At 67.4% G+C, this 23,882-nt stretch carries 26 protein-coding genes and 1 tRNA gene; 12 read left to right on the top strand and 15 right to left on the bottom strand.

The annotated features are described in order from the left end of the window. Positions 1-148 precede the first annotated feature (148 nt). Both VLI63_RS13295 and VLI63_RS13290 read left to right on the top strand, forming a co-directional pair. On the top strand, positions 149-862 hold the full coding sequence (locus tag VLI63_RS13295) for a pentapeptide repeat-containing protein (RefSeq protein WP_409157324.1): 714 nt from the start codon (positions 149-151) through the stop codon (positions 860-862). Positions 863-913: 51 nt separating this feature from the next. After that, a complete protein-coding gene (locus tag VLI63_RS13290; RefSeq protein ID WP_409157323.1) occupies positions 914-1,168 on the top strand; it encodes a hypothetical protein in 255 nt (84 codons plus the stop codon). 246 nt (positions 1,169-1,414) lie between these two features. On the opposite strand, the gene VLI63_RS13285 is transcribed toward VLI63_RS13290, so the two are convergent. The 3 genes from VLI63_RS13285 to VLI63_RS13275 form a co-directional block, all read right to left on the bottom strand. Then, on the bottom strand, positions 1,415-2,260 hold the full coding sequence (locus tag VLI63_RS13285; protein WP_409157321.1) for an NAD-dependent epimerase/dehydratase family protein: 846 nt from the start codon (positions 2,258-2,260) through the stop codon (positions 1,415-1,417). Positions 2,261-2,330: 70 nt separating this feature from the next. Then, positions 2,331-3,866, bottom strand: coding sequence for a sensor histidine kinase (locus VLI63_RS13280; RefSeq protein ID WP_409157319.1), 1,536 nt, complete (start codon positions 3,864-3,866; stop codon positions 2,331-2,333). Next, complete coding sequence (locus VLI63_RS13275; protein ID WP_409157317.1) at positions 3,863-4,618, bottom strand: response regulator transcription factor; 756 nt, start codon at positions 4,616-4,618, stop codon at positions 3,863-3,865. The genes VLI63_RS13280 and VLI63_RS13275 overlap by 4 nt, the downstream gene beginning before the upstream one ends. A 168-nt stretch (positions 4,619-4,786) precedes the next feature. Between VLI63_RS13275 and VLI63_RS13270 the strand changes: the two genes are divergently transcribed. Then, positions 4,787-5,566, top strand: coding sequence for an alpha/beta fold hydrolase (locus tag VLI63_RS13270; RefSeq protein WP_409157316.1), 780 nt, complete (start codon positions 4,787-4,789; stop codon positions 5,564-5,566). Between the two features lie 139 nt (positions 5,567-5,705). Then, positions 5,706-6,419, top strand: coding sequence for a DUF5666 domain-containing protein (locus VLI63_RS13265; protein WP_409157314.1), 714 nt, complete (start codon positions 5,706-5,708; stop codon positions 6,417-6,419). On the opposite strand, the gene VLI63_RS13260 is transcribed toward VLI63_RS13265, so the two are convergent. From VLI63_RS13260 to VLI63_RS13245, 4 genes are read right to left on the bottom strand one after another with little or no spacing between them, the layout of a single operon-like run. Further along, entirely contained in the window at positions 6,416-7,432 is a 1,017-nt protein-coding gene (locus VLI63_RS13260) for a sugar phosphate isomerase/epimerase family protein (protein WP_409157313.1), read from the bottom strand. The genes VLI63_RS13265 and VLI63_RS13260 overlap by 4 nt on opposite strands. Continuing rightward, complete coding sequence (locus tag VLI63_RS13255; protein WP_409157312.1) at positions 7,429-8,595, bottom strand: Gfo/Idh/MocA family protein; 1,167 nt, start codon at positions 8,593-8,595, stop codon at positions 7,429-7,431. The genes VLI63_RS13260 and VLI63_RS13255 overlap by 4 nt, the downstream gene beginning before the upstream one ends. Before the next feature lie 10 nt (positions 8,596-8,605). Beyond that, on the bottom strand, positions 8,606-9,706 hold the full coding sequence (locus VLI63_RS13250; protein ID WP_409157311.1) for a Gfo/Idh/MocA family protein: 1,101 nt from the start codon (positions 9,704-9,706) through the stop codon (positions 8,606-8,608). Next, positions 9,703-10,470, bottom strand: a complete 768-nt coding sequence (locus VLI63_RS13245; protein ID WP_409157310.1) for a sugar phosphate isomerase/epimerase family protein — start codon at positions 10,468-10,470, stop codon at positions 9,703-9,705. Before VLI63_RS13245 ends, VLI63_RS13250 begins: the two co-directional genes overlap by 4 nt. A gap of 161 nt (positions 10,471-10,631) precedes the next feature. Here VLI63_RS13245 and VLI63_RS13240 point away from each other — a divergent pair, with 161 nt between their 5' ends. Both VLI63_RS13240 and VLI63_RS13235 read left to right on the top strand, forming a co-directional pair. Continuing rightward, the gene (locus VLI63_RS13240; RefSeq protein ID WP_409157309.1) at positions 10,632-11,828 is read left to right on the top strand and encodes an ROK family protein; all 1,197 of its coding nucleotides are present in this window, start codon (positions 10,632-10,634) and stop codon (positions 11,826-11,828) included. Positions 11,829-12,090: 262 nt separating this feature from the next. Beyond that, on the top strand, positions 12,091-12,693 hold the full coding sequence (locus VLI63_RS13235; RefSeq protein WP_409157664.1) for a YqaJ viral recombinase family protein: 603 nt from the start codon (positions 12,091-12,093) through the stop codon (positions 12,691-12,693). On the opposite strand, the gene VLI63_RS13230 is transcribed toward VLI63_RS13235, so the two are convergent. After that, positions 12,690-13,385, bottom strand: coding sequence for a DUF998 domain-containing protein (locus VLI63_RS13230; protein ID WP_409157307.1), 696 nt, complete (start codon positions 13,383-13,385; stop codon positions 12,690-12,692). The genes VLI63_RS13235 and VLI63_RS13230 overlap by 4 nt on opposite strands. Positions 13,386-13,479: 94 nt before the next feature. Between VLI63_RS13230 and VLI63_RS13225 the strand changes: the two genes are divergently transcribed. Next, the gene (locus VLI63_RS13225; RefSeq protein WP_409157663.1) at positions 13,480-14,439 is read left to right on the top strand and encodes an NADP-dependent oxidoreductase; all 960 of its coding nucleotides are present in this window, start codon (positions 13,480-13,482) and stop codon (positions 14,437-14,439) included. Here the strand turns inward: VLI63_RS13225 and VLI63_RS13220 are convergent. The 6 genes from VLI63_RS13220 to VLI63_RS13195 form a co-directional block, all read right to left on the bottom strand. Beyond that, positions 14,436-14,960 carry a GNAT family N-acetyltransferase gene (locus VLI63_RS13220; RefSeq protein ID WP_409157306.1) on the bottom strand — a complete coding sequence of 175 codons (525 nt, stop codon included), beginning with the start codon at positions 14,958-14,960 and terminating at the stop codon, positions 14,436-14,438. The genes VLI63_RS13225 and VLI63_RS13220 overlap by 4 nt on opposite strands. A gap of 100 nt (positions 14,961-15,060) precedes the next feature. Beyond that, entirely contained in the window at positions 15,061-15,750 is a 690-nt protein-coding gene (gene rplA / locus VLI63_RS13215; RefSeq protein ID WP_185202313.1) for a 50S ribosomal protein L1, read from the bottom strand. Continuing rightward, positions 15,750-16,181, bottom strand: coding sequence for a 50S ribosomal protein L11 (rplK, locus tag VLI63_RS13210; protein WP_185202312.1), 432 nt, complete (start codon positions 16,179-16,181; stop codon positions 15,750-15,752). Before rplK ends, rplA begins: the two co-directional genes overlap by 1 nt. Before the next feature lie 149 nt (positions 16,182-16,330). Beyond that, a complete protein-coding gene (nusG, locus tag VLI63_RS13205; RefSeq protein WP_409157305.1) occupies positions 16,331-17,380 on the bottom strand; it encodes a transcription termination/antitermination protein NusG in 1,050 nt (349 codons plus the stop codon). Between the two features lie 127 nt (positions 17,381-17,507). Next, positions 17,508-17,774, bottom strand: coding sequence for a preprotein translocase subunit SecE (gene secE, locus VLI63_RS13200; RefSeq protein WP_185202311.1), 267 nt, complete (start codon positions 17,772-17,774; stop codon positions 17,508-17,510). 55 nt (positions 17,775-17,829) lie between these two features. Next, positions 17,830-17,902: transfer RNA gene (locus VLI63_RS13195), tRNA-Trp, on the bottom strand. Between the two features lie 363 nt (positions 17,903-18,265). Here VLI63_RS13195 and VLI63_RS13190 point away from each other — a divergent pair. The 5 genes from VLI63_RS13190 (at position 18,266) to VLI63_RS13170 (ending at position 22,754) form a co-directional block, all read left to right on the top strand. Then, on the top strand, positions 18,266-19,153 hold the full coding sequence (locus VLI63_RS13190; protein ID WP_409157304.1) for an ABC transporter ATP-binding protein: 888 nt from the start codon (positions 18,266-18,268) through the stop codon (positions 19,151-19,153). After that, a complete protein-coding gene (locus VLI63_RS13185; protein ID WP_409157303.1) occupies positions 19,150-19,992 on the top strand; it encodes an ABC transporter permease in 843 nt (280 codons plus the stop codon). The genes VLI63_RS13190 and VLI63_RS13185 overlap by 4 nt, the downstream gene beginning before the upstream one ends. Positions 19,993-20,028: 36 nt before the next feature. Next, a complete protein-coding gene (locus tag VLI63_RS13180; protein WP_409157302.1) occupies positions 20,029-21,186 on the top strand; it encodes a sensor histidine kinase in 1,158 nt (385 codons plus the stop codon). After that, positions 21,183-21,845, top strand: coding sequence for a response regulator (locus VLI63_RS13175; RefSeq protein ID WP_409157301.1), 663 nt, complete (start codon positions 21,183-21,185; stop codon positions 21,843-21,845). Before VLI63_RS13180 ends, VLI63_RS13175 begins: the two co-directional genes overlap by 4 nt. A 135-nt stretch (positions 21,846-21,980) precedes the next feature. Next, positions 21,981-22,754, top strand: a complete 774-nt coding sequence (locus VLI63_RS13170; protein ID WP_409157300.1) for a M23 family metallopeptidase — start codon at positions 21,981-21,983, stop codon at positions 22,752-22,754. Positions 22,755-22,769: 15 nt separating this feature from the next. On the opposite strand, the gene VLI63_RS13165 is transcribed toward VLI63_RS13170, so the two are convergent. Beyond that, complete coding sequence (locus tag VLI63_RS13165) at positions 22,770-23,879, bottom strand: UDP-N-acetylmuramate dehydrogenase (protein ID WP_409157299.1); 1,110 nt, start codon at positions 23,877-23,879, stop codon at positions 22,770-22,772. Positions 23,880-23,882 lie beyond the last annotated feature (3 nt).

The following is a 23,882-nucleotide window of genomic DNA, read 5'->3' as shown; positions in this document are numbered from 1 at the left end:
GCGCTTCACGGACGCAGGTTGAGCGGTCGGGGGCTCCGGGGCCACGCGCTTCGCGGCAGCAGGTTGCTCGGCCGAAGGCTTCTCGACCGGGGGACTCGCGGTCGCACGCCGAGCAGCGGCAGGCTTGTCGGGGGAAGTATTCGCGGCGATGGTCCTGCTGATCGCCGGCCTCAGACCCGCAGGTTTCGCGCCGCCTGGCGTCTCGGTTGCGGGCTTCGCAACCGCAGGCTTCGCAGCAGCGGGCTTCGCAACCGCAGGCTTCACCGCAGCAGGCTTCACAGTCGCAGGCTTCGCGGCAGCGGGCTTCGCAACCGCAGGCTTCTCAACCGCAGGCTTCACCGCAGCAGGCTTCGCAACCGCAGTCTTCACCGCAGCAGGCTTCACAGTCGCAGGCTTCACCGCAGCAGGCTTCTCAACCGCAGGCTTCACCGCAGCAGGCTTCACCGCAGCAGGCTTCGCAGGCACGGATTTCACAACTGCAGGCTTCACAACGGGAGAGGCGAGAGGTGTCTCACCCCCGAGCGACACCGCTTCAGGCGACACCGCTGCAGGCGTCTCGGCTGAAGGCTCCACCGCCACAGGCTCCTCGGCCGCAAACGAGGTCTCGCTCGTCCCGACCAACGCAGGCGCGACCTGGGAGGATGCCGCCGCCGCGTCCGTCGCGACAACGGGCGGGACCGCACCCCGCGACTCTTCACGCGCTGGCACCGTGGCCGCCGCACGGCGGCGACGGTCCGGAAGCAGCACGAAAACGGCGAGCAACACCACGACGATGCCGAGCACCAGAACCGCGATCAGCAAGCCGCTGTTGGGGGATGTCACGACGGGCGCGGGCGCGGCGAGGGTGAACTTCTGCTGGTAGGCATCCGGGGTCGTCGGCGCGGCGACGCCGGACGAGCCGCTCACGAGAGGTGTGAGCGTTGTGCCGTCGGTGGCGAACCAGGCCGCGTGCGGGTCGTCCCGTATCAGCAGGGTGCCGGTCGGGGCCGTCGCGAGGGCCGTCGCCAGAGCGGGACCGGAGGAGAAGTCAGCGAGTTCGGGCTGGTCGCTCGCGGGATTGATCCAGACTGTCGCCACGCCGGCGACCGTGCCATCCGCCGCCGTGATCGGAGCGACCCAGGTGTTGGTGATCTGGGTCGGTTCTTCGGTCTTCGCGCCGGAGAGGTAGGCGGTGGTCCAGGACAGCACCCGGTGGATGCCTCCCACCTTCGCCGTGCCGTCGAACACCACCTCGGCGCCGGCCTTCGCGCCGAACAGGTCGACGAGACGGGGCACGAGGCTGACCGCGAAATACTGGCTGACGTTTTCGGGCACCCGCGGTTCGTCGAGGGCGCTCGCGGGGCCCGCCGAGGCGAAGACTGCCGCCGCCGCCAGAACGGCGACGGCGACGGCCTTTCTCAGCGCGAGAGTCGCACTACGCATGGTCCCGCCAGGAATGCTCCGGCTCGAAGCCGAGCACCCGGCGGGCTTTCTCGATGGACAGCAGCGTTTCGTGTTCGCCGAGTTCGCGGGTGATCGTGGTGGAGGGGAAGACCTCGGCGGCGAGGCTCGCACTCGAGCGGGACATCACGGTGTCAGCCGCGGCGATGATGTAGGCCTCGAAGCCCGGGCGGGCGAGCGCGAGAGCGCGCTCGACGGCTTGGGCGCCATCCCGGGCATCGATGTAGCCCCAGAGATTCCACTTGCGGATGCCGGCACCCGCATCGAAGGACGGGAACGGCGCGTAATCGGCGACGTCCATCACGTTGGAGAACCGCAGCGCGGCGATGCTCAGTTCGGGATCCCAGCGCACCAGTTTCTGGGCCAGCTGCTCTTCCAGGTGCTTGGTGACCGAGTAGATGCTCTCGGGTCGGGTGTCGTACTCCTCGTCGAGGGGGATGTACGGCGGTGGAGTCTCGAAGGGGATGCCGAGCACCGTCTCGCTCGAGGCGTAGACGATCGTCTTGATTCCGGCACGCCGTGCGCCCTGGAACACGTTGAACGTCGCCGACATGTTGTTGTGGAAGGTCTGCGAGTCGGGCAGGATCCCGCCAGCCGGCGCCGCAGCGAGATGCACGACCGCATCGAGGCCGTCGTGACGGTCGTTGATGCCGAACAGCGCATCCACGGTCTGGCCGTAGTCGGTGAAGTCGACCCTGGTGAATCCGGGGCCGCGTTCTCCGACCACATCGAGGGCATGGACGGCATTTCCGGAGGCACGGAGACGCTCGACGACGGCTCGTCCGAGCTTCCCACTGGCGCCTGTGACTGCAATTCGCACGAAAGTTCCTAACAACTGGGGGTGCCTCCAGTCTGGCATCCCTCTGCCCCTTGCTCAGGCAGTGGCACGCTCAGTGCGCGACCGGCTCCGCACCGACCGGAACAACTTGCGGATGCGAGTCGACCGGCGCCGTGACGGGGAGGATGACCCGGAAGCTGGTGCTACCCGGCTCGCTCTGCACCTCAACGGCGCCCCCGTGGCCCTCGACGACGGCGGCGACTATCGCCAGACCGAGTCCCGTGCTGCCCGCGGCACGGGACCGGGAGCTGTCGGCGCGCGCGAAGCGCTCGAACAGCACAGGCAGCAGGTCGGGCGGGATGCCCGGGCCGTCATCCGTCACCGTCACCACCGCGTTGGTGCCGTCGATCGCGACCGTGGTGACCACATCGGTGCCGGCAGGGGTGTGAACTCGGGCATTCGCGAGGATGTTGGCGAACACCTGGTGAAGGCGGGCGTCATCGCCGTCGATCATCACCGGCTCCTCGGGAAGGTCGAGCGACCATCCGTGTTCGGGGCCCGCGGCATGGGCGTCGCTCACGGCATCGATGATGAGCCGGGAGAGGTCGAGTGGATCGCTCTCGAGGTCACGCCCCTCGTCGAGGCGGGCGAGCAGCAGCAGGTCTTCGACCAGAGAGGTCATGCGGGTCGCCTCGGACTCGACCCGGCCGAGCGAATGCACGACGTCGTCGGGGAGGTCGTAGTCGCCCCTTCGCGTGAGTTCGGCGTAGCCGCGGATCGCCGCGAGCGGAGTGCGCAGCTCGTGGCTGGCATCCGCAACGAACTGGCGCACCTTGTTCTCGCTGGCCTGGCGGGACGTGAGGGCGGATGCGACATGCCCGAGCATGCGGTTGATCGCGGCCCCGACCTGCCCGACTTCGGTTCGCGGATCCGAGTCTTCGTCGGGCACCCGCACTCCGAGGGCGACCTCTCCGCGGTCGAGGGGAAGCTCGGCGACGCGGGTGGCCGTTGAGACGACACGTTCGAGCGGCCTGAGCGCGACCCGCACGATCCAGAGCGCGAGGAATGCGGCGAGCACGAGCCCAGCCGCGGTGACGATGGCGATGATGAGGCCGAGCTGCAGCAGCGTCGTCTGCAACTCGCCCAGGGGAAGCGCGGTGACGACCCGCAGCCCGTTGGCATACTCGACGGCGACGGCCCGATACGTCCCCAGGCCGTTGCCGAGTTCCACCGTTGTCGCGGTCCCGGTGGAGGGCACGGTGGCGAGAGGCTTGCTCTCAGCCGCCGTGAGGCTCACGGGAACCCCACTTTGATCTTTCTGCACCCCGGCGACGCTAGAGCCCGCGACGATTCCGATGACGGTGTCGGGCGCCTGGCGGTCGAACGTCCGTTGGAGCTGCTCCTTGGTGATGTTGTCGGTCTGCGCGTCCCCCGGCAGGCTTCCGGGAGGGCCGAACCCCGTCTGAGAGCGCCCATTGGCCGCGTTGAGCTGCCCGTCGAGCCGGTTCATGAGGAAGCCTTGCAGCGCCAGCACGCTCACCGAGCCGATCACGATCGCGACGATCGCCAGCAGTCCGACGACGGCGAGGACGAGACGCCGGCGCAACGACCACCGGGGTCTGGCCAGCCCAATCGACGGAATCGTCATCCGGCGGCCTTGATCATGTAGCCGACCCCTCGAACGGTATGGATCATCGGGGCCTCCCCCGCGTCGATCTTCTTCCGCAGGTAGGAGATGTAGATCTCGACGATCGACGATCGGCCACCGAAGTCGTAACTCCAGACGCGGTCGAGGATCTGCGCCTTGCTCATCACACGGCGCGGGTTGCGCATGAGGAAGCGCAGCAGCTCGAATTCGGTCGCGGTCAGCTCGATGAGGCGTCCCTCTCGGCGCACCTCGTAGCTCTCCTCGTCGAGCACGAGGTCGCCGACGCGCAGCAGCGGATCCGAGGAATCAGCGACCACAACGGAGGAGCGACGGATGAGCCCGCGCAGCCGGGCGACGAGCTCCTCGAGGCTGAAGGGCTTGGTCACATAGTCGTCACCACCGGCGGTGAGGCCGGCGATGCGGTCGTCGAGAGCATCCTTCGCGGTGAGGAAGAGGATGGGCGTGTCCTGGCCGTCGTCCCGCAGTCGCTTGAGCACGGCCAGGCCGTCGATGTCGGGGAGCATCACGTCCAGCACGACGACGTCGGGCTGGAATTCGCGGATCAGCTGGATGGCGGTCCTGCCCTCGGCAGCAGTCTTCACATCCCACCCCTCATAGCGCAGCGCCATGCTGAGCAGGTCGCTGAGGGTCGCCTCGTCGTCGACGACAACCACGCGCACGGGCGAACCGTCCGCACGGCGGAGCTTCGGACCGGTGGTGGGGGCTGCGGAACTGTGGTTGTTGGAGGTCACACTCCCTACTATCGCGACATTCCTATGAACTGCCTATGTTTCACCCAAACCTTGCCTGTGCCGTGCCCGTGCCGTGCCTGGCGGTTCGGAGACCCGACTCGGAATGCTCTAACCAGATCCGTACACACTGGTCATCTCGCTGCAATATTTCCGTGATTTCCTAGGGGAATGGTTTCAGGAGAGCTGCCGCAATTGCGGAAGGGCGCGGGGGCGCCGCTCGTGGTGGTGCCCGGCCTTTCTGGTCGTGCGGGCTCGCCGGCGGCTCTCCGCACCTGGATGAAGCACGAGGAGATCGCGGACTTCATCGGCGACCGCACCGTCGTGAGCATCGACAGGCGGTACAACCTCGAGGCCGGAACCTCGATCGCGGACATCGCGACGGAGTACGCCCGCACCATCGGCTCCCTGTTCGACGAACCCGTCGACATCATGGGTATCTCCACCGGGGGCACTATCGCGCTGCAGCTGGCTGCCGATCATCCCGAGCTTCTGAGACGACTCGTGCTCGTGTCATCGGCCCACCGCTTGAGTGACCGGGGACGGGCGACGCAGCGATCCGTCGCCGAGCTTCTGCGGGCCGGCCACGACCGGCGTGCCGCGGCGATGTTCCTCGGCAACACGGGGGCCTCTCAGCTAGGCAATGCGCTGCGCTCGGTAGCGGGGCTTCTCGCCCCGCGCTCCGTCGTCGGTCGGGGTGATCTCGACCTGCTCATCACCCTGGATGCCGAAGACGGCTTCGATCTGGATGCCCGCCTCGAGACCATCGCGGCGCGCACGCTCATCGCCGGGGGCCAACGCGATCGTTTCTACTCCGCGGAGCTCTTCGAGCACGCGTCCCGGCGGATGCCGAACGCACGCCTCGCCCTGTATCCGGGCGCCGGCCACCTCGGCACCTCTCGCAACCCGCGCCTTGCACGGGAGATCCTGCGATTTCTCGACGCGGCCTAGCCGACCCGGATCCTGCTGAATCGGCAGGGATTGGGGTCGCACGCCCAGCATCTCCATATGAATTCCATAGCTTCCCCGGCCACCCTTGGCGCACCAGAGCGCTCTGTGCCGTCGCGATGCCCGGACTCGGAGGCGCTGGATGACCGGCCCGACCGCGCGCAGCGTCCCCAACGGCGAGGAAGACACCATGACCACTCCTGACGAATCCAGCGAAGAGACCACCGGCGCCGAGCCGACCGAGGTGTTGAATCCCGCGACACCCGCCCCGGCTTCGACCGGCCCATCGTCCACGGGCCCCGTCGCTCCCGTCGTGGCCACCCCGCTGCGGGGCAGCGTGCTGCGCTGGCTCACGCCAACCCTCGCTTTTCTCGCCGTCGCGGTGATCTTCCTCTTCGGCGGCATCCTCATCGGCCAGCACACGGGTCCGGGCCAGGCCGCCGGTTTCAACCGGCCCGGCGGGCAGCTGCAGAACGGTCAGGCCCCGCAGAACGGGCCCCGTGGCGGCGGTCAGAACGGCGGCCTGAACGGAGGCCAGGGAGGGATTCCGGGCGGCCCCGGCCAGCAGGGCAACGCGAACGGGCCCGGCGGCTTCGGCGGCATCACGGCCGGCACGATCCAGTCGGTCGACGGTGACACCGTCACCGTGAAACTGCGCGACGGGTCGACCGTCATCGTGAAGACCACCGCTACGACCACGGTGACGAAGAGCGATAAGAGCACCGTCGCCGACCTCAAGGCGGGCGAGACGATCACCGTGCGCGGAGCGAAGGATGGCAGCGGCGCCGTGTCCGCGACATCCATCTCCGAGGGTGCGAACCCGCTGTTCGCGCCGAGGCCCGGCGCGAACGGCTAGCCCTGGTTGCTGAAGGCCGCGTCGAAGGACTGCGCCGGCAGCTCCCAGAGCAGGGAACGTACGAAACCGACGGCTTCGGCCGCGCCGTGCAGCCGGTCCATGCCGGCATCCTCCCATTCGACCGAGATGGGGCCGCCGTAACCGATCGACCGCAGCGCGCGGAAGGAGTCCTCCCACGGCACATCGCCGTGTCCGGTCGAGACGAAGTCCCAGCCGCGATGCGGATCACCCCAGGGCAGGTGCGATCCGAGGATTCCGTAACGCCCGTTGGGCGTGCGCAGCCGGGTGTCCTTGCAGTCGACGTGGTAGATCCGGTCCGCGAACTCCGTGATGAACGCGACCGGATCGATGCCCTGCCACATCATGTGGCTCGGGTCCCAGTTGAAACCGAAGGCCGCTCGATGATCGATGGCTTCGAGCGAACGCACGCTCGACCAGTAGTCGTAGGCGATCTCCGAGGGATGCACCTCGTGCGCGAACCGCACCCCCTCCGAGTCGAACACGTCGAGGATCGGATTCCACCGGTCGGCGAAGTCCTGGTACCCGGCGTCGATCGCCGAAGCCGGAACCGGCGGGAACATCGCCACGTACTGCCAGATCTTCGATCCGGTGAACCCGACGACGGTGTCGATCCCCATCTTTCGCGCCACGACGGCGGTGAGTTTCAACTCCTCCGCGGCCCGCTGGCGCACACCCTCGGGATCGCCGTCCCCCCAGACCGCCGGACGAATGATCGCCTGGTGACGAAAATCGATCGGATCATCGCACACGGCCTGGCCCGTGAGGTGGTTGGAGATAGCCCAGGCTTTCAGGCCGTACCGATCGAGGATGTCGAGGCGGCCCTGCAGATACGCGTCATCCTCGGCGGCACGAGCGATGTCGAGGTGCTCTCCGGATGCCGCGATCTCGAGCCCGTCGTAGCCCCAGCCCGACGCGAGCCGCGCCACCTCCTCGAGGGTGAGGTCGGCCCACTGGCCGGTGAAGAGTGTCACGGGATGGGTCGAGGCGGTCATTTCTGCTCCTTCACGGGCGGGGTTTCGACGAGGGTCACACTGGTTCCGTGTGCGGCGGCGCTGTCTTCGATCGCGGCGAGAACGCGTTGCACGGCGAGTCCATCGGCGAATGAGGGGCTCGCCGGACCGCCGGATTCGATGGAGAGGAGCAGGTCGCGCACCTCGTGCACGAAGGAATGTTCCCAGCCGAGCATGTGGCCCTGCGGCCACCACGCCGCAAGGTAGGGATGCTCCGGCTCGGTCACGAGAATGCGGCGAAAGCCCTGGGTCTCGATGGGGTCTGTGGCGTCGAGGAACCACAGCTCGTTGAGCTCCTCGAGGTCGAATCGCAGCGCGCCCGTCGACCCGAACAGCTCGATCGAGAGGGCGTTCTTGCGCCCGGTGGCAACCCGTGACACCTCGAGACTCCCGCGCGCGCCGGAACCGAAACTCAGGTTCGCCCAGACGGCGTCGTCCACGGTGACCGGCTCGGGGCCGAGCTCGCCCGGTCGCTCGGTCACGAAGGTGTGGGTGCGGGCGGAAACCTCGGTCACCAGCTCCCCCAGAAGAAACTGCAGCTGGTCGACGGCGTGCGAGGCGAGATCGCCGAGAGCGCCGGAGCCCGCGGTCTCCCGGCGCAGCCGCCAGCTCATCGGCGTGGAGGCATCCACGAGCCAGTCCTGAAGATACGAGGCGCGCACCTGGCGGATCGCACCGAGCCGGCCGTCGGCGACGATCTTGCGGGCGAGCGCGAGCGCGGGAATGCGCCGGTAGTTGAAGCCGACCATCGACACCACGCCGGCGGCCGATGCCCTGGCCGCGGCAGCCTCCATCGCCTCGGCCTCCGCCAGGGTGTTGGCGAGCGGCTTCTCGACCAGCACGTGCTTACCGGCGGCGAGCGCAGCGGTGGCGATCTCGGCGTGGAGGTGTCCGGGCGTGCAGATGTCCACGATGTCGATGTCCGGCCTCGCGATCACCTCCCGCCAGTCGGTGGCGGACTCCGACCAGCCGAATGCGGACGCCGCAGCCGCGACTCCGGCGGCATCCCGCCCCACGAGCACGCGCCGCTCGAAGGCGGGAACCTCGAAGAAGCTCCCGACGGTCGCCCAGGCGTGGGAGTGGGCACGACCCATGAACGCGTAGCCGATCATCGCGACGCCCAGGGGCCGAGCGGTAGTGGTCATCATCGCGGTCCTACAGCGTCGCCGCCGTCGGATCCCAGTCCTCCGGGAGGGCGGGCGCTACGGTGACCGAACTCGCCACCTCCACGAAGCTGTGGCGGTCGATCGACTCGCTGATGGAGACCATCGTGTCGAGCACGTGGTACGCGAGCTCACCGGTCGCGCGATGTGGCCGCCCGGCGCGGATGGCACGCCCCATCTCGAGCACACCGGACCCCCGCGAACTCGTGGACCCGACAGCGGGGTACGAGGTCCACTCCGCCGCTCCGGGATGCTTCACGCGGATCTCCCCGTCGAAGTTGTTCGGGTCGGGGAACGACATGGTGCCCTCGGTGCCGGTCACCTCGACGAAACCGTGACGGTCCATCGGGGAGTCGAAACTGAAGATGCTCTGCGATGACTGACCGCCCTCGAACTCCGCGATGGCGCTCACGTGTGACGGCACGGTCACAGCGAAACGCTCGCCGGCCTTCGGACCGGAGCCGATGACCCGGGTGTCTCTGGACTTCGAACCGAGCGCGGCGACGCGGCGCACCGATCCGAAGGTCTGCATGAGGGTGGTGAGGTAGTACGGACCGATATCGAACAGCGGCCCGGCCCCCTCCTGGAACAGGAATGCGGGGTTCGGATGCCACGACTCCGGACCGGGCGACTGCATGAGGGTCAGCGCGGTGAGCGGCACCCCGATGTCTCCACGCTCGATCATGCGGCGAGCGGTCTGCAGACCCGCGCCGAGAAAGGTGTCCGGCGCGGAACCGAGGCGCAGGCCCGCCTTCTCCGCCGCGGCGAGCAGAGAGAGACCACTCGCGCGGTCGAGGGAGAACGGCTTCTCGCTCCACACGTGCTTGCCGGCGGCGACGGCGGCGAGAGCGACCTCCACATGGGCGGCGGGGATGGTCAGGTTGATGACGATCTCGACATCCGGATGCCCCAGCGTCGCCTCCACACCGCCCGAGGTCTCGATGCCGAACTCCGCGGCCCGTTCCTTGGCCACGGGCTCGTAGACGTCGCCGATCGAGTGCACGACGATGTCGGGGAAGGTGGTGAGGTTCTCGAGGTACTGCTTGCTGATCGTTCCCGCCCCGATGAGGCCGACCCCGATGGGGCCGCTCACGCGCTGGCTCCGGCGTTCAGATAGGAGAAGCTGTCGGTGACCGCGTCGAACATGTCGCCGGCGAAGGCATCGAGCTCGACGACGGCCACTTCGAGGCTGGTGGCGGCGGCGATGATGTCCCACACCGGCATGTTGCCCGCGCCCACCGCGAGCTGGGTGGCGGGATCGGCCTCGATCGGGCCGTCCTTGACGTGCAACAGGCGCACCCGGTCGCCGAGGCGGCCGAGAAGCGCCACCACATCCTGCCCGCCGGCGGCAGCCCAGTAGGTGTCGAGTTCCAGGATGACCGCCGGGTTGAGTCCCGAGCTGAGGATCTCGAGCCCGGTGTCCCCGTCGATCACGGACTCCAACTCGAACCAGTGGTTGTGATAGCCGATGCGGACACCGTGCTTGACCGCCACTTCCGCGGCGGCGTTGAGGGCATCCGCTGTTCGGTGGATGTCGGCGGCCGAGAGCCATTTTGCGGGGTCGACGAAGGGGTCGATCACCGTCGGGATGCCGAGGCGGGCAGCCGTGGAGAACACGTCGTCGAGGCTGGCGCCGCCCAGGCTCTCGTCGTCGAGGAACCGGAAGTGGGCGCTCGGCGCGGAGAGGCCGGTCGCGGCGAGACCGGCAGCGAGGGCGTCCGCTCTGGCGAGGAAGTCATAGGGCTCGACCCGCGTGAACCCGATGTCGGCGACCCGCTGCATCGTGCCCGCGAAGTCAGCATCGAGTTCTTTTCGCACGGTGTAGAGCTGGAGTGAAAGCGGGGGCGTCGTTGGCACTGGTTCTCCTCGGATCGAGCGGCGATGCTGGTATCGGCGGCGTTTGGAACGCGCTCCCAACAAAATATGCCCACTTCTGTCGATAGTCAATCAAAAGTAATTTGTCCATCGACATCTATCGCTGGCGTGACAGCACGAAGCGCAACTGCTATCAATAGGACATGGTCCTCCTGAGCGTGCCCGCCGTCCCGCTGCTGGGCTCAGCGCGGTCCGGGGACCTCTTCCAGTTGCTGCTCGACGGAGCACCCCGCACCCGAGCCGAGCTCGCCGCCCTCACCGGTCTCGCCCGCTCGACGATTGCGGTGCGTGTCGACGCCCTGATGGCTACAGGCTTCGTGAGCGCGGTCGGCGGGGCCGCCTCATCCGGTGGTCGTCCGCCCTCTCGATTCGCTTTCAACCCCGCCGCCCGAACCGTGCTCGCCGTCGACCTCGGGGCCTCGCACAGCGTGATCGCGGTGACGGATCTCGCCGGCACGGTGCTGGCGAGCCTTCGGGCCGAGATCGCCATCGGGGAGGGCCCGAAGCCGGTGCTCGACCTCGTGATCGATCACGCGCGTCAGCTGCTGGACTCCCTCGGCACGCAAGCTGGTGGGTTGAGCGGCGTCGGTATCGGTCTCCCCGGTCCGGTCGATCACACGACCGGCCGACCAGCCAATCCGCCCATCATGCCCGGCTGGCACGACTTCGACGTGCCCGGCTATGTGCGGCGTGCCTTCGACGTTCCGGTGCTCGTGGACAACGACGTCAACATCATGGCGCTGGGGGAACAACGCACCCACTGGCCGGATCAGGGCAACCTGCTCTTCGTCAAGGCATCGACGGGAATCGGGGCCGGCATCATCGGCAACGGCCAGCTGCAGCGGGGAGCGATGGGCAGCGCGGGCGACCTCGGTCACGTGCGGGTGGCGCGCGGAGCCCACGTGTTCTGCCGCTGCGGAAACATCGGATGCCTCGAGGCCCTCGCGGGAGCGCCGGCGATTGCGGCAGCACTCGCCTCCCACGGAAGCGACGTGCGCGCCGGGGAGCTCGTCGCGCTGGCGGAGCACGGCAACCCCGCCGCCGTCGCTGCACTCCGCCAGGCCGGCCGGGACCTCGGGGAGGTGCTCGCGACCTGTGTGAGCCTGCTCAATCCTTCGGTCATCGTGCTCGGCGGATCGCTGGCGACCGCGGGGGATCACCTGCTCGCCGGCGTGCGGGAGGTCGTCTACAACCGTTCCCTTCCCTTGGCGACGGCGCATCTCACCATCGCGCTTGCCCGCTCGGCCGATGACGCGGGCATCCTCGGCGCATCGATGCTGGTCGCGCAGCACGTACTCTCCGCCGACGCGATCGAGGCAGTGGTCGCCCTGCAGCCCTGACCGCCCCCTGTCCCCTAGCTCCTGCAGTTGTGACGAAAGCGCGGCGCAGACACCGAAAACGCGGGGCGCCATCGCTCGTGTGCCGCCGTCGCCCCTGTGCCGCCGTCGCCCCTGTGCCGCCGTCGCCCCTGTGCCGCACAGTGCAGGAGTTACGCCCGGGAACGTGCCTGATCTGCGTGCACCCGCAGCGAGGGGAGGGGGCGAGGCGCCGACGACGGACGGTGCCGCGGGAGACAATGGTGGGGTGACCGTCATCCAGCCCATGCTCTCCCTCTGGGACGAGCCGGCTCCGGATCACCGTGACCGCATCGTCGCGCGGGCAGCCGACCGCGTCGCGTGGCTTCGGGCCCGCAGCCGGGGGATCACCGCGACGGATGCCGCCCGCCTGTCGGGAGGCGCGTCGGTGCAGGCCGTCGCCTTCGACAAGATCAACGGAAGCGGCTTCGGCGGCAATGCCTACGCGGATCACGGTCGGGCGCGGGAACCGGAGATCGCCCGCTGGGTGGAACGTCACTACGGCATCGTCTCCAGCGATGCCCTGTTTCATGCTGCCGGGGAGACGGCACACCTCGCCACTCCCGACGGGCTTGCGATCGCCGCATCCGGGCATCTGGAACTCGCCGAGATCAAGACGACGAGTTCCGCCTGGCGATCAATCCCGCGCTCGTACCTGCGGCAGGTCTGGTGGCAGCAGTACGTGCTCGGGGCGGAGCGGACACTGCTCGTCTGGGAGCAGCACGAGGACTTCGTGCCGACCAATGCCGAGCCGGAATGCCGCTGGATCGATCGCGACGAGAGCCAGATCCACTTGCTCGTGCAACTCGCGGACCAGGTGCTCCGCCTGGTGGCCGACCGGTCGCGCTAACCGACCGAGAGCGAGTCCTCGAGGTCGGCTGTTCCCAGCGCCCTCGACGCCGCGGGACTCAGCGCTGTCATCAGCCCGAGGACGAGGAGCCAGCCGAGCGCGATCGTGGTCGCCGCGAGTTCGAGCCTGCTGCCGAAGTCGGCCTGGAATCGGGCGAGCGAGAGGATGCCCCCGGCCCCCGCGATCACCGCGACGGCGATCCCGGCCGCGAGGGAGAAGCGGGCGAGTGAGCGGTGCCCGGCCGCGAAGGAGACCTGCAGCATGCCGAGGCACGCCGCCGCGAACGCGAGTACGGCGACGACGGTATGGATCAGGTCCTGCCAGGTGAAGCTCGCCCCCACCGGCAGCGGGCATCCGGTGGTGCAGGTGACCTGCGAGGCGATCAAGAAGAACCCACATCCGATCCAGAGCGATACCGCGGGCGCCCAGACGGAGAGCACGGCGAAGCGGGATCGGATGCCGCGAACGGAATATGCGATGAGGCTGCCGCCGGCCACAATCAGGAGCAGTGCGCCCTCGAACCAGTGGGCCGTCGGCTGGCCGGCCGCGCCGAGTTCGCTCACGTAGAGATCGCGCCCCTGAGACAGCCGGGCGATCCAGATGATCACGAGCGCCGCGAACACGAATACCGAGCCGAGAATGGCTCCGCCGAACTCGAGAGACCGGCGATGGGGAGGCATCGGCGCGGTCATTGTTGAATGCTACGGCTTCGCATAGTTTGCATCCAGTTGACACCGTTGTAACACCGGCGAATCATTGTGCGGCTTGACTGTGTTCATGACCACGATGCGAGCGATGGTGATCGCGGCCACAGGGGGACCTGAGGTGTTCACCCTGGCCGAGCTTCCGATGCCGGTGAAGGTGAGCGCCGAGGTGGTGGTCAAGATCATCGCCGCGGGGGTGAATCCGATCGATGCGAAGACACGCTCCGGTGCGGGGTCTTCGGCGGCGATCTCGAGCTTCCCGGTGGTGCTCGGCGCCGACTTCAGCGGGATCGTCGTGGAGAGCCCCTACGAGAGCTGCCCGTTCAAGCCCGGCGATGAGGTCTTCGGCATGGTCGCCGTGCCGCGGCTTGCGGGAACCTACGCGGAATATGCCAGCGTGCCCACGATGAGCATCGCCCGCAAGCCGGCTCGCCTCACCCATGTCGAGGCGGCCGGAGTGCCGCTCGCCGCCCTCACCGCCTGGGGAATGGTGGTGGATGTCGCGAAGGCACACGAGGCGCAGCGAGTGCTCATCCACGCGGCATCCGGTGGCGTAGGACATTTCGCGGTGCAGTTCGCCGCCTATTTCGGCGCCCATGTGATCGCCACCGGCTCGGCTCGCAATGAGAGCTGGCTGCGGGAACTCGGCGCAGCGGAGGTGGTCGACCACAACACCACCCGGTTCGAAGACGTCGTCAGCCGCGTCGACGTGGTCATCGACCTCATCGGAAATGTGCAGGACGACACGGGTACGCGTTCCCTGTCGGTGCTGCGCTCCGGCGGCCTTCTCGTGAACGCCCCGAGCGGAAGCTGGCCGACCCTGATGGAGGATGCCGCGGCCGCTAGCGTGCGCGCGACGACCTACAAGACCTCCCCCGACGGCTCCACTCTCGCCATCATCGGGCGGCTGCTCGACTCCGGAGATGTGCACGTGACCGTCGACCACGTCTTCGACCTCGAGCATGTCGCCGAGGCTCATACCGCTATCGAGACCGGCCGCACCCGCGGAAAGATCGTCCTGAGCGTGTCGGAGCTCGGTTAGAGCGTGAGCTCCCGCACGTAGTCGTCTTCGAACCGGTCACCGAGCTCGAAGCGCTTCGAGCCGACCCGCTCGAATCCGTGCTTGCCGTAGAAGCGGTTCGCCCGATCGTTCTTGTCATTCACGCCGAGCCAGATCGTCGCCGACCCGCGCAGTCGCGCGACCTCGATCGTCGCGGACATCAGCTCGGATGCCACGCCACTGCCGTGTTCATCGGCGAGCACGTAGCACTTGCTCAGCTCGGCCGTCGGACGAGCGGTGACCACGGCCGCGACATCCGCATCCGTCGGTGCGCCGAACACGAGCATGGTGTAACCGATGAAGCCGGAATCGGAGAGAGCCACCAGGATCTCCCGGTCGGGGTCGGCGAGGGAGTTCTCGAAACGCTCGGTGGAGAGGTGACGGGCGACGTGTTCGCTGATCTCGAGCTCGGTGGTGCCCGGTGGGCACGCGAGCCCGAAGGTGACGGCGGCGAGCTCGTGGAGGAGCTGCCCCTCGCCGGATTCGGCCCTGCGCACGGTCATCCGCTCTCCTTGAATATCGGGACCCGTCGCTCGCAGCGGGTGCCGCGAACGCAGAAAGGGAACCACCGAAGTGGTCCCCTTTCCGGTAGTTCTGGTGCTGCTAGAGGACGTTGACGTCCAGCGGGATGCCCGGACCGAAGGTGGTCGTAACGGTGCCCTTCTGGATGTAGCGGCCCTTCGCGGAGCTCGGCTTGGAGCGCACGATCTCGTCGAGCGCCGCCTTGATGTTCTCCTCGAGCTGCTCAGCGGGGAAAGCCGCCTTGCCCACGATGAAGTGCACGTTGGAGTGCTTGTCCACGCGGAACTCGATCTTTCCGCCCTTGATCTCGGAGACGGCCTTCGCCACGTCCGTGGTCACGGTGCCGGTCTTCGGGTTGGGCATGAGGCCACGCGGGCCGAGCACCTTTCCGAGACGACCGACCTTGCCCATGAGCTCCGGGGTGGAGACGGCGGAGTCGAACGAGGTGTAGCCGGCGGCCACCTTCTCGATGAGCTCGTCGCCACCGACCTCGTCGGCGCCCGCAGCGATCGCGGCGTCAGCGGCCGGTCCGGTTGCGAACACGATGACGCGGGCGGTCTTGCCGGTTCCGTGGGGGAGGATCACCGTTCCACGAACCATCTGGTCCGCCTTGCGGGGGTCTACTCCGAGCTTGAGGGCGACCTCGACTGTGGAGTTGAAGTTCTTCGAACCGGTCTCGCGGGCGATTCCGACGGCCTCATTGGGCGTGTAGAACTTGCCCTCTTCCATCTTCTCGGCAGCGGCGCGGTAGGCCTTGGATTTCGTAGCCATTATGCGTCCACCGTGATTCCCATAGAGCGGGCGGTGCCCGCGATGATCTTCTCTGCCGCTGCAACGTCGTTGGCGTTGAGGTCGACCATCTTCTGCTCGGCGATCGAGCGGAGCTGGTCCTTCGAGAGGCGTCCCACCTTGGTGGTGTGCGGGGTGCCGGATCCCTTGGCGACTCCGGCGGCCTTCTTGATGAGCTCGGCGGCCGGGGGCGTCTTGAGGATGAACGTGAACGAACGGTCCTCGTAGACGGTGATCTCGACCGGGATGACGTTGCCGCGCTGCGACTCGGTCGCGGCGTTGTAAGCCTTGCAGAACTCCATGATGTTAACGCCGTGCTGACCCAGCGCAGGCCCGATGGGCGGTGCGGGGTTGGCGGCGCCGGCCTGGATCTGAAGCTTGATCAGACCCGTGACCTTCTTTTTCGGTGCCATTGTTTTTCCTTTTCTTCGTGCCATCCGGCTGGATGGCGCTCCCGACATCCGGGCAGATCCCGAATGCGGTGGTCTTGTTGTGTCTAGATCGGGGCGCTGAAGCGACCCACTCGATGACCGCTGGCCGCTCTCGCGACCGCTTGATCTTACTAGAGCTTGGTGACCTGGTCGAAGCTGAGCTCCACCGGGGTCTCGCGCTCGAACAGCGAGACCAGCACGATGAGCTTGCCGCTCTCCGCCTTGATCTCGTTGATCGACCCGGGAAGGCCCGCGAACGAACCCTCCTTGATCGTGATCGTCTCGCCGATCTCGAAGTCGACTTCCTGGGGGATGGAGCGACCGACGGCCTTCCCACCCTTGACGCCGGCCTTGACCGGAGCTTCGACGATCTGCACGAGGCTCTTCAGCATGTTGAACGCCTCTTCGAAACGCAGCGGCGTCGGGTTGTGCGAGTTGCCGACGAACCCGGTGACACCGGGGGTATGACGCACGACCGACCAGCTGTCTTCGTTGAGATCCATGCGCACCAGCACGTAGCCGGGGATGCGCACGCGAGTGACGAGCTTGCGCTGCCCGTTCTTGATCTCGACGACGTCTTCCATCGGGACCTCGACCTGGAAGACGAAGTCCTCCATGGCCATCGAGACCTTGCGGTTCTCGATGTTCTGCTTGACCCGCTTCTCGAATCCGGCGTAGGAGTGGATGACGTACCACTTGCCGTACGCGGCCTTGAGCTCCTTGCGGAACTCGTCGTAGGGGTCGACCTCGGTCTCTCCCTCGGCCTCATCGACACTCGACTGCTCGGCGAGCTCGGACTCGATCTCCGCCTCGAACGCGTCGTCGAAGGGCACGACCTCTTCGGTCTCCCCCTCCACGAATCCGACCTCGTCCTCGGTCGCCTCGACGGCGGCCTCGGCCTCGTTGGCGTCGTCGACCTCGAGGGCGTCGGCCACGACCGCATCCGCTTCGGGATCCACCGCGAGGGCTACCGCGTCGAGGGCGGCGTCCAGGTCGGCCTCGACATCGCTGTCGGTGTCGTCTTCGTCGGTCTCATCGACCACGTGGATGGCACGGCTCTCGGCCGACACGTCGGATGCTTCATCCGCGGCCAGCTCGTTGCCTTCCTGCGCTTCGTCCTCCTCGGAGGACTGCTCGGCGGCAGTCGCGAGGTCGATGTCGTCGCGGTTTGTTCCAGACACTGTGAATCTCATTCCATATTTTTGAGGCGAATGGGGCACATCGCGTGCCGCCGCCGGTTCGGGAGCCGGTGCTCCCCCAAATCAGATCGTTCATTCAGATCGTGCGACCCGGAGCAGCTGAAGATCGTTACTTGCCGAAGACGGTATTCACTCCGAGTGCGAAGACCAGGTCGAGCCCATAGACCAGCGCCATCATGATGACCACGAAGACCAACACGACGCCGGTGTAGCTGAACAGTTCCTTGCGGGTCGGGGTGACGACCTTCTTCAGTTCATTGATTACCTGCCGGAGGAAGATGACGAGTCGACCGAACGGGCCACGGCTTGCGCCACGATCCTGTTTGGCATTCGCGACGATGTCCTCACTCGGCTCGTCGATGACATTTCTCGCCACTTGGTTACTACCTTCGTCGAAACTGCCGACCCGCACAGGTGCGCGAACCGAACTGCAGGGCGGACAGGACTTGAACCTGCAACCTGCGGTTTTGGAGACCGCTGCTCTACCAATTGAGCCACCGCCCTTCGCAGCCGAACCGTCATCATCTTTCAGCCCGAGTTGCATTCATACGCAAAAAGGGCATAGGAAATGATGGCAGATTTCAACTACCACGCCCCAGTCTAGGCGACGGTCGCGCGGGGCGCAAAGCTGCGCGAGGCGGGTGCGGGCCGCCCTCTCTCTGCGGGCGAAGCGGTTGTCTGCGGGCGAGGCCGTGGGCGAGTCTGTGGGCGAGTGCGTGGGAGGCGGCTGCGGGAGGAGGCGGCTGCGGGCGAGGCTGATTTCCGGGCGATTGCCGACAGGACTCTTCGCGCCATCCACCGATCGGTTGATGCGCCTCCATCCGGTGCACCGTTGTCGTGGGCCGCCTGGCGCGGGACTATGGGCTCATGACAACTCCTCCCCACGTGAGTGTGCGCAACCTGCGCAAGCAATACGGCGCCTTTTCGGCTCTGGACGGTGTGAGCTTCGACATCGAAGCCGGCGAGACATTCGCCCTGCTCGGCCCCAACGGCGCGGGCAAATCGACCACCATCGAGATTCTCGAGGGCTACCGCGACCGCTCGAGCGGAGAGGCCCTCGTTCTCGGCGTGGATCCCCAGCGCGGCGACATCGCCTGGAAGGCGCGCCTCGGAATCGTGTTGCAGTCGACAGGCGAGAGCGGCAATGTGACCGTGCGAGAGCAACTCGCCCACTTCGCGGGCTTCTACGCGAACCCGAGGGACGTGGACGAGGTCATCGCAGCCGTCGGGCTCACCGAGAAGGCGAAGTCGCGCATCAAGTCCCTCTCGGGCGGCCAACGGAGGCGGGTGGATGTCGCGCTCGGCGTGATCGGGCGTCCGGAGTTGCTCTTCCTCGACGAGCCGACCACCGGCTTCGACCCGGAGGCGCGACGCGAGTTCTGGGAGCTCATCCGCTCCCTCAAGCGCGAGGGCACCACGATCCTGCTGACCACCCATTACCTGGACGAGGCCGCCCAGCTGGGCGACCGCGCGGGAGTGATCGCCGGCGGCACGCTCATCGACATCGGCACGATCGACGAGATCGGTGGCGCGGATGCCCGCATCCCGGTGGTGCGGTGGCAGGACGAGAACGGATCCCACGAGGAACGGACGACCGAACCGGCATCCGTCGTCGCCCGCCTCTTGGCCGCGACCGGTGGCGAACCCGCCGGCCTCGAAGTGCGACGCCCGAGCCTCGAAGATGTCTATCTCGACCTCGTCGCGGCGCACACCACTCAGGACAAGACCATGGAAGAACTGGAGCGTGCACTGTGACCACCGCCATCGCGACCCCCAAACTGCCCGCCGGCCGCACCCTCGCCCTGGGGGCGAGCCGCATCGGCTATGAGATCAAGACCTACTTCCGCCAGGGCGATTCGGTCTTCTTCACCTTCCTCTTCCCGCTGGTCTTCCTCACGATCTTCTCGGTGGCCTTCAGCGAGGGCACCTTCGGCAAAACCGCGAGCGGAGCCAACCTGACGGCCGCGGACTTCTACCTGCCCGGGATGCTCGCCGCCGGCGTGCTGCTCAGCGGCCTTCAGAACATGTCGATCGATATCGCGACGGAGAAGAGCGACGGCACCCTCAAACGCCTCGGGGGATCCCCCTTGCCCGTGCTGAGCTACTTCATCGGCAAGATCGGGCAGGTGATCGTGACGGGCATCCTGCAGTCGGCGCTACTGCTCGTCGTCGCGGCGGTGGCCTTCAGGGTCCCGTTGCCGACCGATCCCATCAAGTGGCTCACCTTCGCCTGGGTGTTCCTGCTCGGCGTCTCGACCTGTGCGGTGCTCGGCATCGCGCTGAGCGCCCTGCCCCGCTCCGGTAAGAGCGCCACGGCGGTGATCATCCCGATCACGCTGATCCTGCAGTTCATCTCGGGCGTCTATCTCAGCTTCTCCCAGCTGCCCGACTGGCTGCAGAACTTCGCCAGCATCTTCCCGCTCAAGTGGCTGGCGCAGGGGATGCGCTCGGTTTTCCTTCCGGATTCGTTCAAGACTCTCGAAATGGGCGGCACCTGGAACCTCGGCGGGGTCGCTCTCGTCACGGCGATCTGGCTCGTGGTGGGACTCGTGGCCTGCCGCCTGACCTTCCGTTGGATCCGCAAGGATTCCTGAGCCGCGGCCGAGCAGGCTGGTGGGAGGCTTGAGCCCATGACAGGAAACCGCTGGTGGCACGTGTTCTTCGCCACCACCATGGCGATGCTCGCGGTCATCAACGCGTTCTCCTGGGCGCCGAGCACCGGCCAACGGATCGGGGCCTGGGCCACCATCGCGCTGCTGTCGATCGTGTACCTGACCATCGGAAGACGAGCGCTCGGCGGAGAGGCCCGCTTCAGGCTGCCGTTCGCTCTCGCGCTGATCATCGGCTCCGGGGCACTCGTCGCCTGCTCGCCCAATCTCGCCTTCGTTCAGGCGATCGCGTTTCCGCTGCTGTGGGTGGTGATCCCCTCGACCAGGGTGGCCATGGTGGCGAACGTCGGTCTCGCTCTCGCGGTGAGCGCCGGATTCATCGTTTCGGTGGGAACGGACTCCGAGAACCTCGCGCAGACCGCCCTCATCCAGAGCATCTCGCTGGTCGGGAGCCTGGCACTCGGGCTGTGGATCAGTCGCATCGCCGACCTGAGCGCAGAGCGCCTTCGCCTTCTCGATGAACTCACGGCGACGCAGGCCGAGCTCGCAGCGGCAAACCACGACACCGGGGTCGTGAGCGAGCGGGAACGACTCGCCCGGGAGATCCACGACACGATCGCCCAGAGCCTCACCGGGATCGTGATGATGTCCCAGCGCGCCCAGCGCGAACTCGCCCATGCGCGGCTCGAACCCCTCGCCGACCAGTTGCGCCTGCTCGAACAGAGCACGCGGGATGTGCTGGTCGAGACGCGCTCGCTCGTCGCGGCGAGCGCCCCGGTCGACCTCGGCGGCGGCATAGCGGCCGCCCTCGAGAGGCTCGCGGAACGCTACCGCCGGGAGTCCGGGATCGCGATCACCGTCACAGCGGAGGTCTCGGTCGAGCTCGATCGCGACACCGAGGTCGTGCTGCTGCGGTGCGCCCAGGAGGCACTGGCCAACGTGCGCAAGCACTCGCACGCGACATCCGCCACTGTGCGGCTGGTCACCGAGCTGCACACGGCGACTCTCGCGGTCACCGATGACGGCACCGGCTTCGACTCGAGTGAGGCGGAAACCGGCTTCGGGCTGCCCGGGATGCGTGACCGGCTCGCCCTCGTGAACGGCGCGCTCGCGCTGTCGAGCGTGCCCGGCGGCGGCACCTCCCTCTCGGTCTCCCTGCCGATCGGGGTCGCTGCGTGATCCGCATCGTGGTGGCCGACGACCATCCGATCGTGCGCAGCGGCATCGTCGCATTACTTCAGGACGCGCCGGATGTGGAGGTCGTCGGCGAGGCCGCGAGCGGCACTGAGGCGGTGGAGACCGCACTCCGACTGAAACCAGACCTCGTGCTGATGGACCTGCGGATGCCTCTGCCATCTCGTTCCGGCAACGCCTCCGTCGGCGAAGTGGAGCTCGACGGTGTGGCCGCCACCCTGCAGATCCTCGCCTCGGAGCCCGGCATCCGTGTCATCGTGTTGACGACCTATGAGACCGACGAGGCGATCCTCTCCGCGATCGAGGCCGGGGCCACCGGCTACCTGCTGAAGGCCGCACCCCAGGACGAGATCCTCGCCGGCATCCGTTCGGTGGCCCGCGGCGAGGTTGCTCTCGCGCCCTCCATCGCAACGCTGCTGGTGCGGAGGGTGGCGAAGCCGGTCACGGTGACGCTGAGCGCCCGCGAGAGCGAGGTTCTCGCACTCGTCGCGGATGGAAATAGCAACCCGTCCATCGCGAAAGCGCTGTTTCTGAGCGAGGCCACGGTGAAGACCCACCTTCTGCATGTCTTCGAGAAACTCGGTGTGCGCGACCGCACCCGCGCGGTGATTCTCGCCATGGAACTCGGGCTGCTGAAGCGCTGAGGCGGCAGCGGCTCTGGTCGAATGGCCCGGATCTTGCTAGCCTTTACCGATTCGTTACTAAACGGTGGCGAATCCCGAACACGCCCGGGCCTCGACCGCTGACGCAGAGGTCGCTCAGGGCAGAGGACTTACCCGGTGCCACAGCAACAGAGATCGGCCCTGAAGAGGGTGACCTCCAAGGTCACCGCCATCGGTGCCCTGTTCGGCGTCGCCGCGCTCATCGTGTCGACGTCGCTTCCCGCAGCGGCGCTCTATCGCGCGGATTCCGCCGCCGCCCTCACCCGCACCAATTCGTCGTTGCGCGAGACGGCCCCCACCCAGTCGTTTGCCGCGAGCACCGAGGCGACCATCGCCGCCCCGACGTCCGCTGGTCGTGACGGTTACGCGGTGACCCTTCCTCCCCCACCGCCCCCGGTGCGCCAGGCCAAGCTGGCGAACTTCACCCCCCGCGGAAGCATGCTGTACACGCCGAACCCCAATGGCACCATCCAGTGGCCCTTCCCCCGGTACGTGCCCATCGCCAGCGGATTCGGACCGCGCCCGGCCCCCTGCCGAGGCTGTTCCTCCTATCACGACGGTCTCGACTTCCTGCCCGGAGCCGGTGCGCCCATCGGGGCGATCGCGCCCGGAGTGGTGACGATCGTGGGACAGGACACCGGCGGCTACGCCTCCTACGGCACGCGCGTCGTCATCGAACACGTGATCAATGGGCAGAAGGTAGAGAGCCTCTACGCGCACATGATCGCCGGATCACCGACCGTCGCGGTCGGCCAGACGGTGACCGTCGGGCAGACCCTCGGGTTGGTCGGCAGCACCGGCGCGTCGACCGGCGCCCACCTCCACCTCGGCATCTCCCTCGACGGAAGCTTCGTCGATCCCTACGCCTGGCTGATCGCCAACGCCAACTAGTCGTCGGCCGTCACCTCAGACGTGCACGCCCACCAGCACGGGCTCCGGCTGCAGCACGACCCCGTAGGCACTGAGTACGCGAGTCTGGATGTAGCGGGCGAGCTCTGCGACCTGGGCGGCAGTCGCACCCCCCGTGTTCACGATCGCGAGGCTGTGCTTGCTCGAGATCGCCGCGCGCGAACCGGGAAGCCGGAAACCCCGCGTCACACCGGAGTGCTCGATCAGCCAGGCCGCGCTGAGCTTAACGCCGCTCGCAGCGGAGACGGTCCTCGGGGCGAGGTGCCCGGGGACGTAGGACTCGAGCGGAGTCACGCGCGGAGCCGCTGTGGCAGACGGGCCGTCCTCTGCGGGCCAACGCGGAACATCCGGGGGGAGCGAGCGCGAGAAGGCCGCGCTCACGATCGGATTGGTGAAGAAGGAGCCCGCGCTCACCGAGTCGGGATCCGCCGGATCGAGAATCATTCCCTTCGCACCCCTCAGCGCGAGCACCGCGGAGCGCACCTCTGCGACGGGAAGTCGGTCCCCCACAGAGACGCCGAGGGCGGTCGCAAGCTGGTCGTAGTCGATCGGATCGCTGAGGGCACCGTCGTTCTGCGCGACCGCGAGATCGATCGAGATGACGATTCCGGCGCGGCCGCCCTTGAGAGCAGATCGACGGTAGCCGAGCTCGAGTTCGGCGGCAGGCAGGCGCAGGAGTTCCCCGCTGAGGTAGTCGAGGAACTCGATGGAGACCAGCGAGGAGGAGAGCTCCTGCCCATAGGCACCGATGTTCTGGATCGGAGCAGCCCCGCAGGAGCCGGGGATGCCCGAGAGCGCTTCGATGCCCGCGAGACCCTGCTCGACAGTGAGGGCGACGAGGTCATCCCAGGACTCGCCGGCCTGCACGCGCAGCACCACGCTCTCGCCCGGCAGCCGTTCGATCCCCCGGGTGACCACGTGGATGACCGTGCCCGGCACTCCGTCGTCGGCCACGACGAGGTTCGAGCCGCCACCGAGGGCGATCCAGTCATCACCGGCCGCCCAGACCTCCCTGGCGGTCTCGACGAGCTGATCGGCGGTCGCCGGCGCGAAGAATTCCGCCGCGGGGCCGCCGACGCGGATGGTGGTGAGTTCTCGAAGATCCATTGA

The organism is Lacisediminihabitans sp. H27-G8 (assembly GCF_046156175.1).
Taxonomy (GTDB): Bacteria; Actinomycetota; Actinomycetes; order Actinomycetales; family Microbacteriaceae; genus Lacisediminihabitans.
The sequence above is the reverse complement of the archived record's forward strand: the minus strand, read 5'-3'. Positions and strand labels throughout refer to the sequence as shown.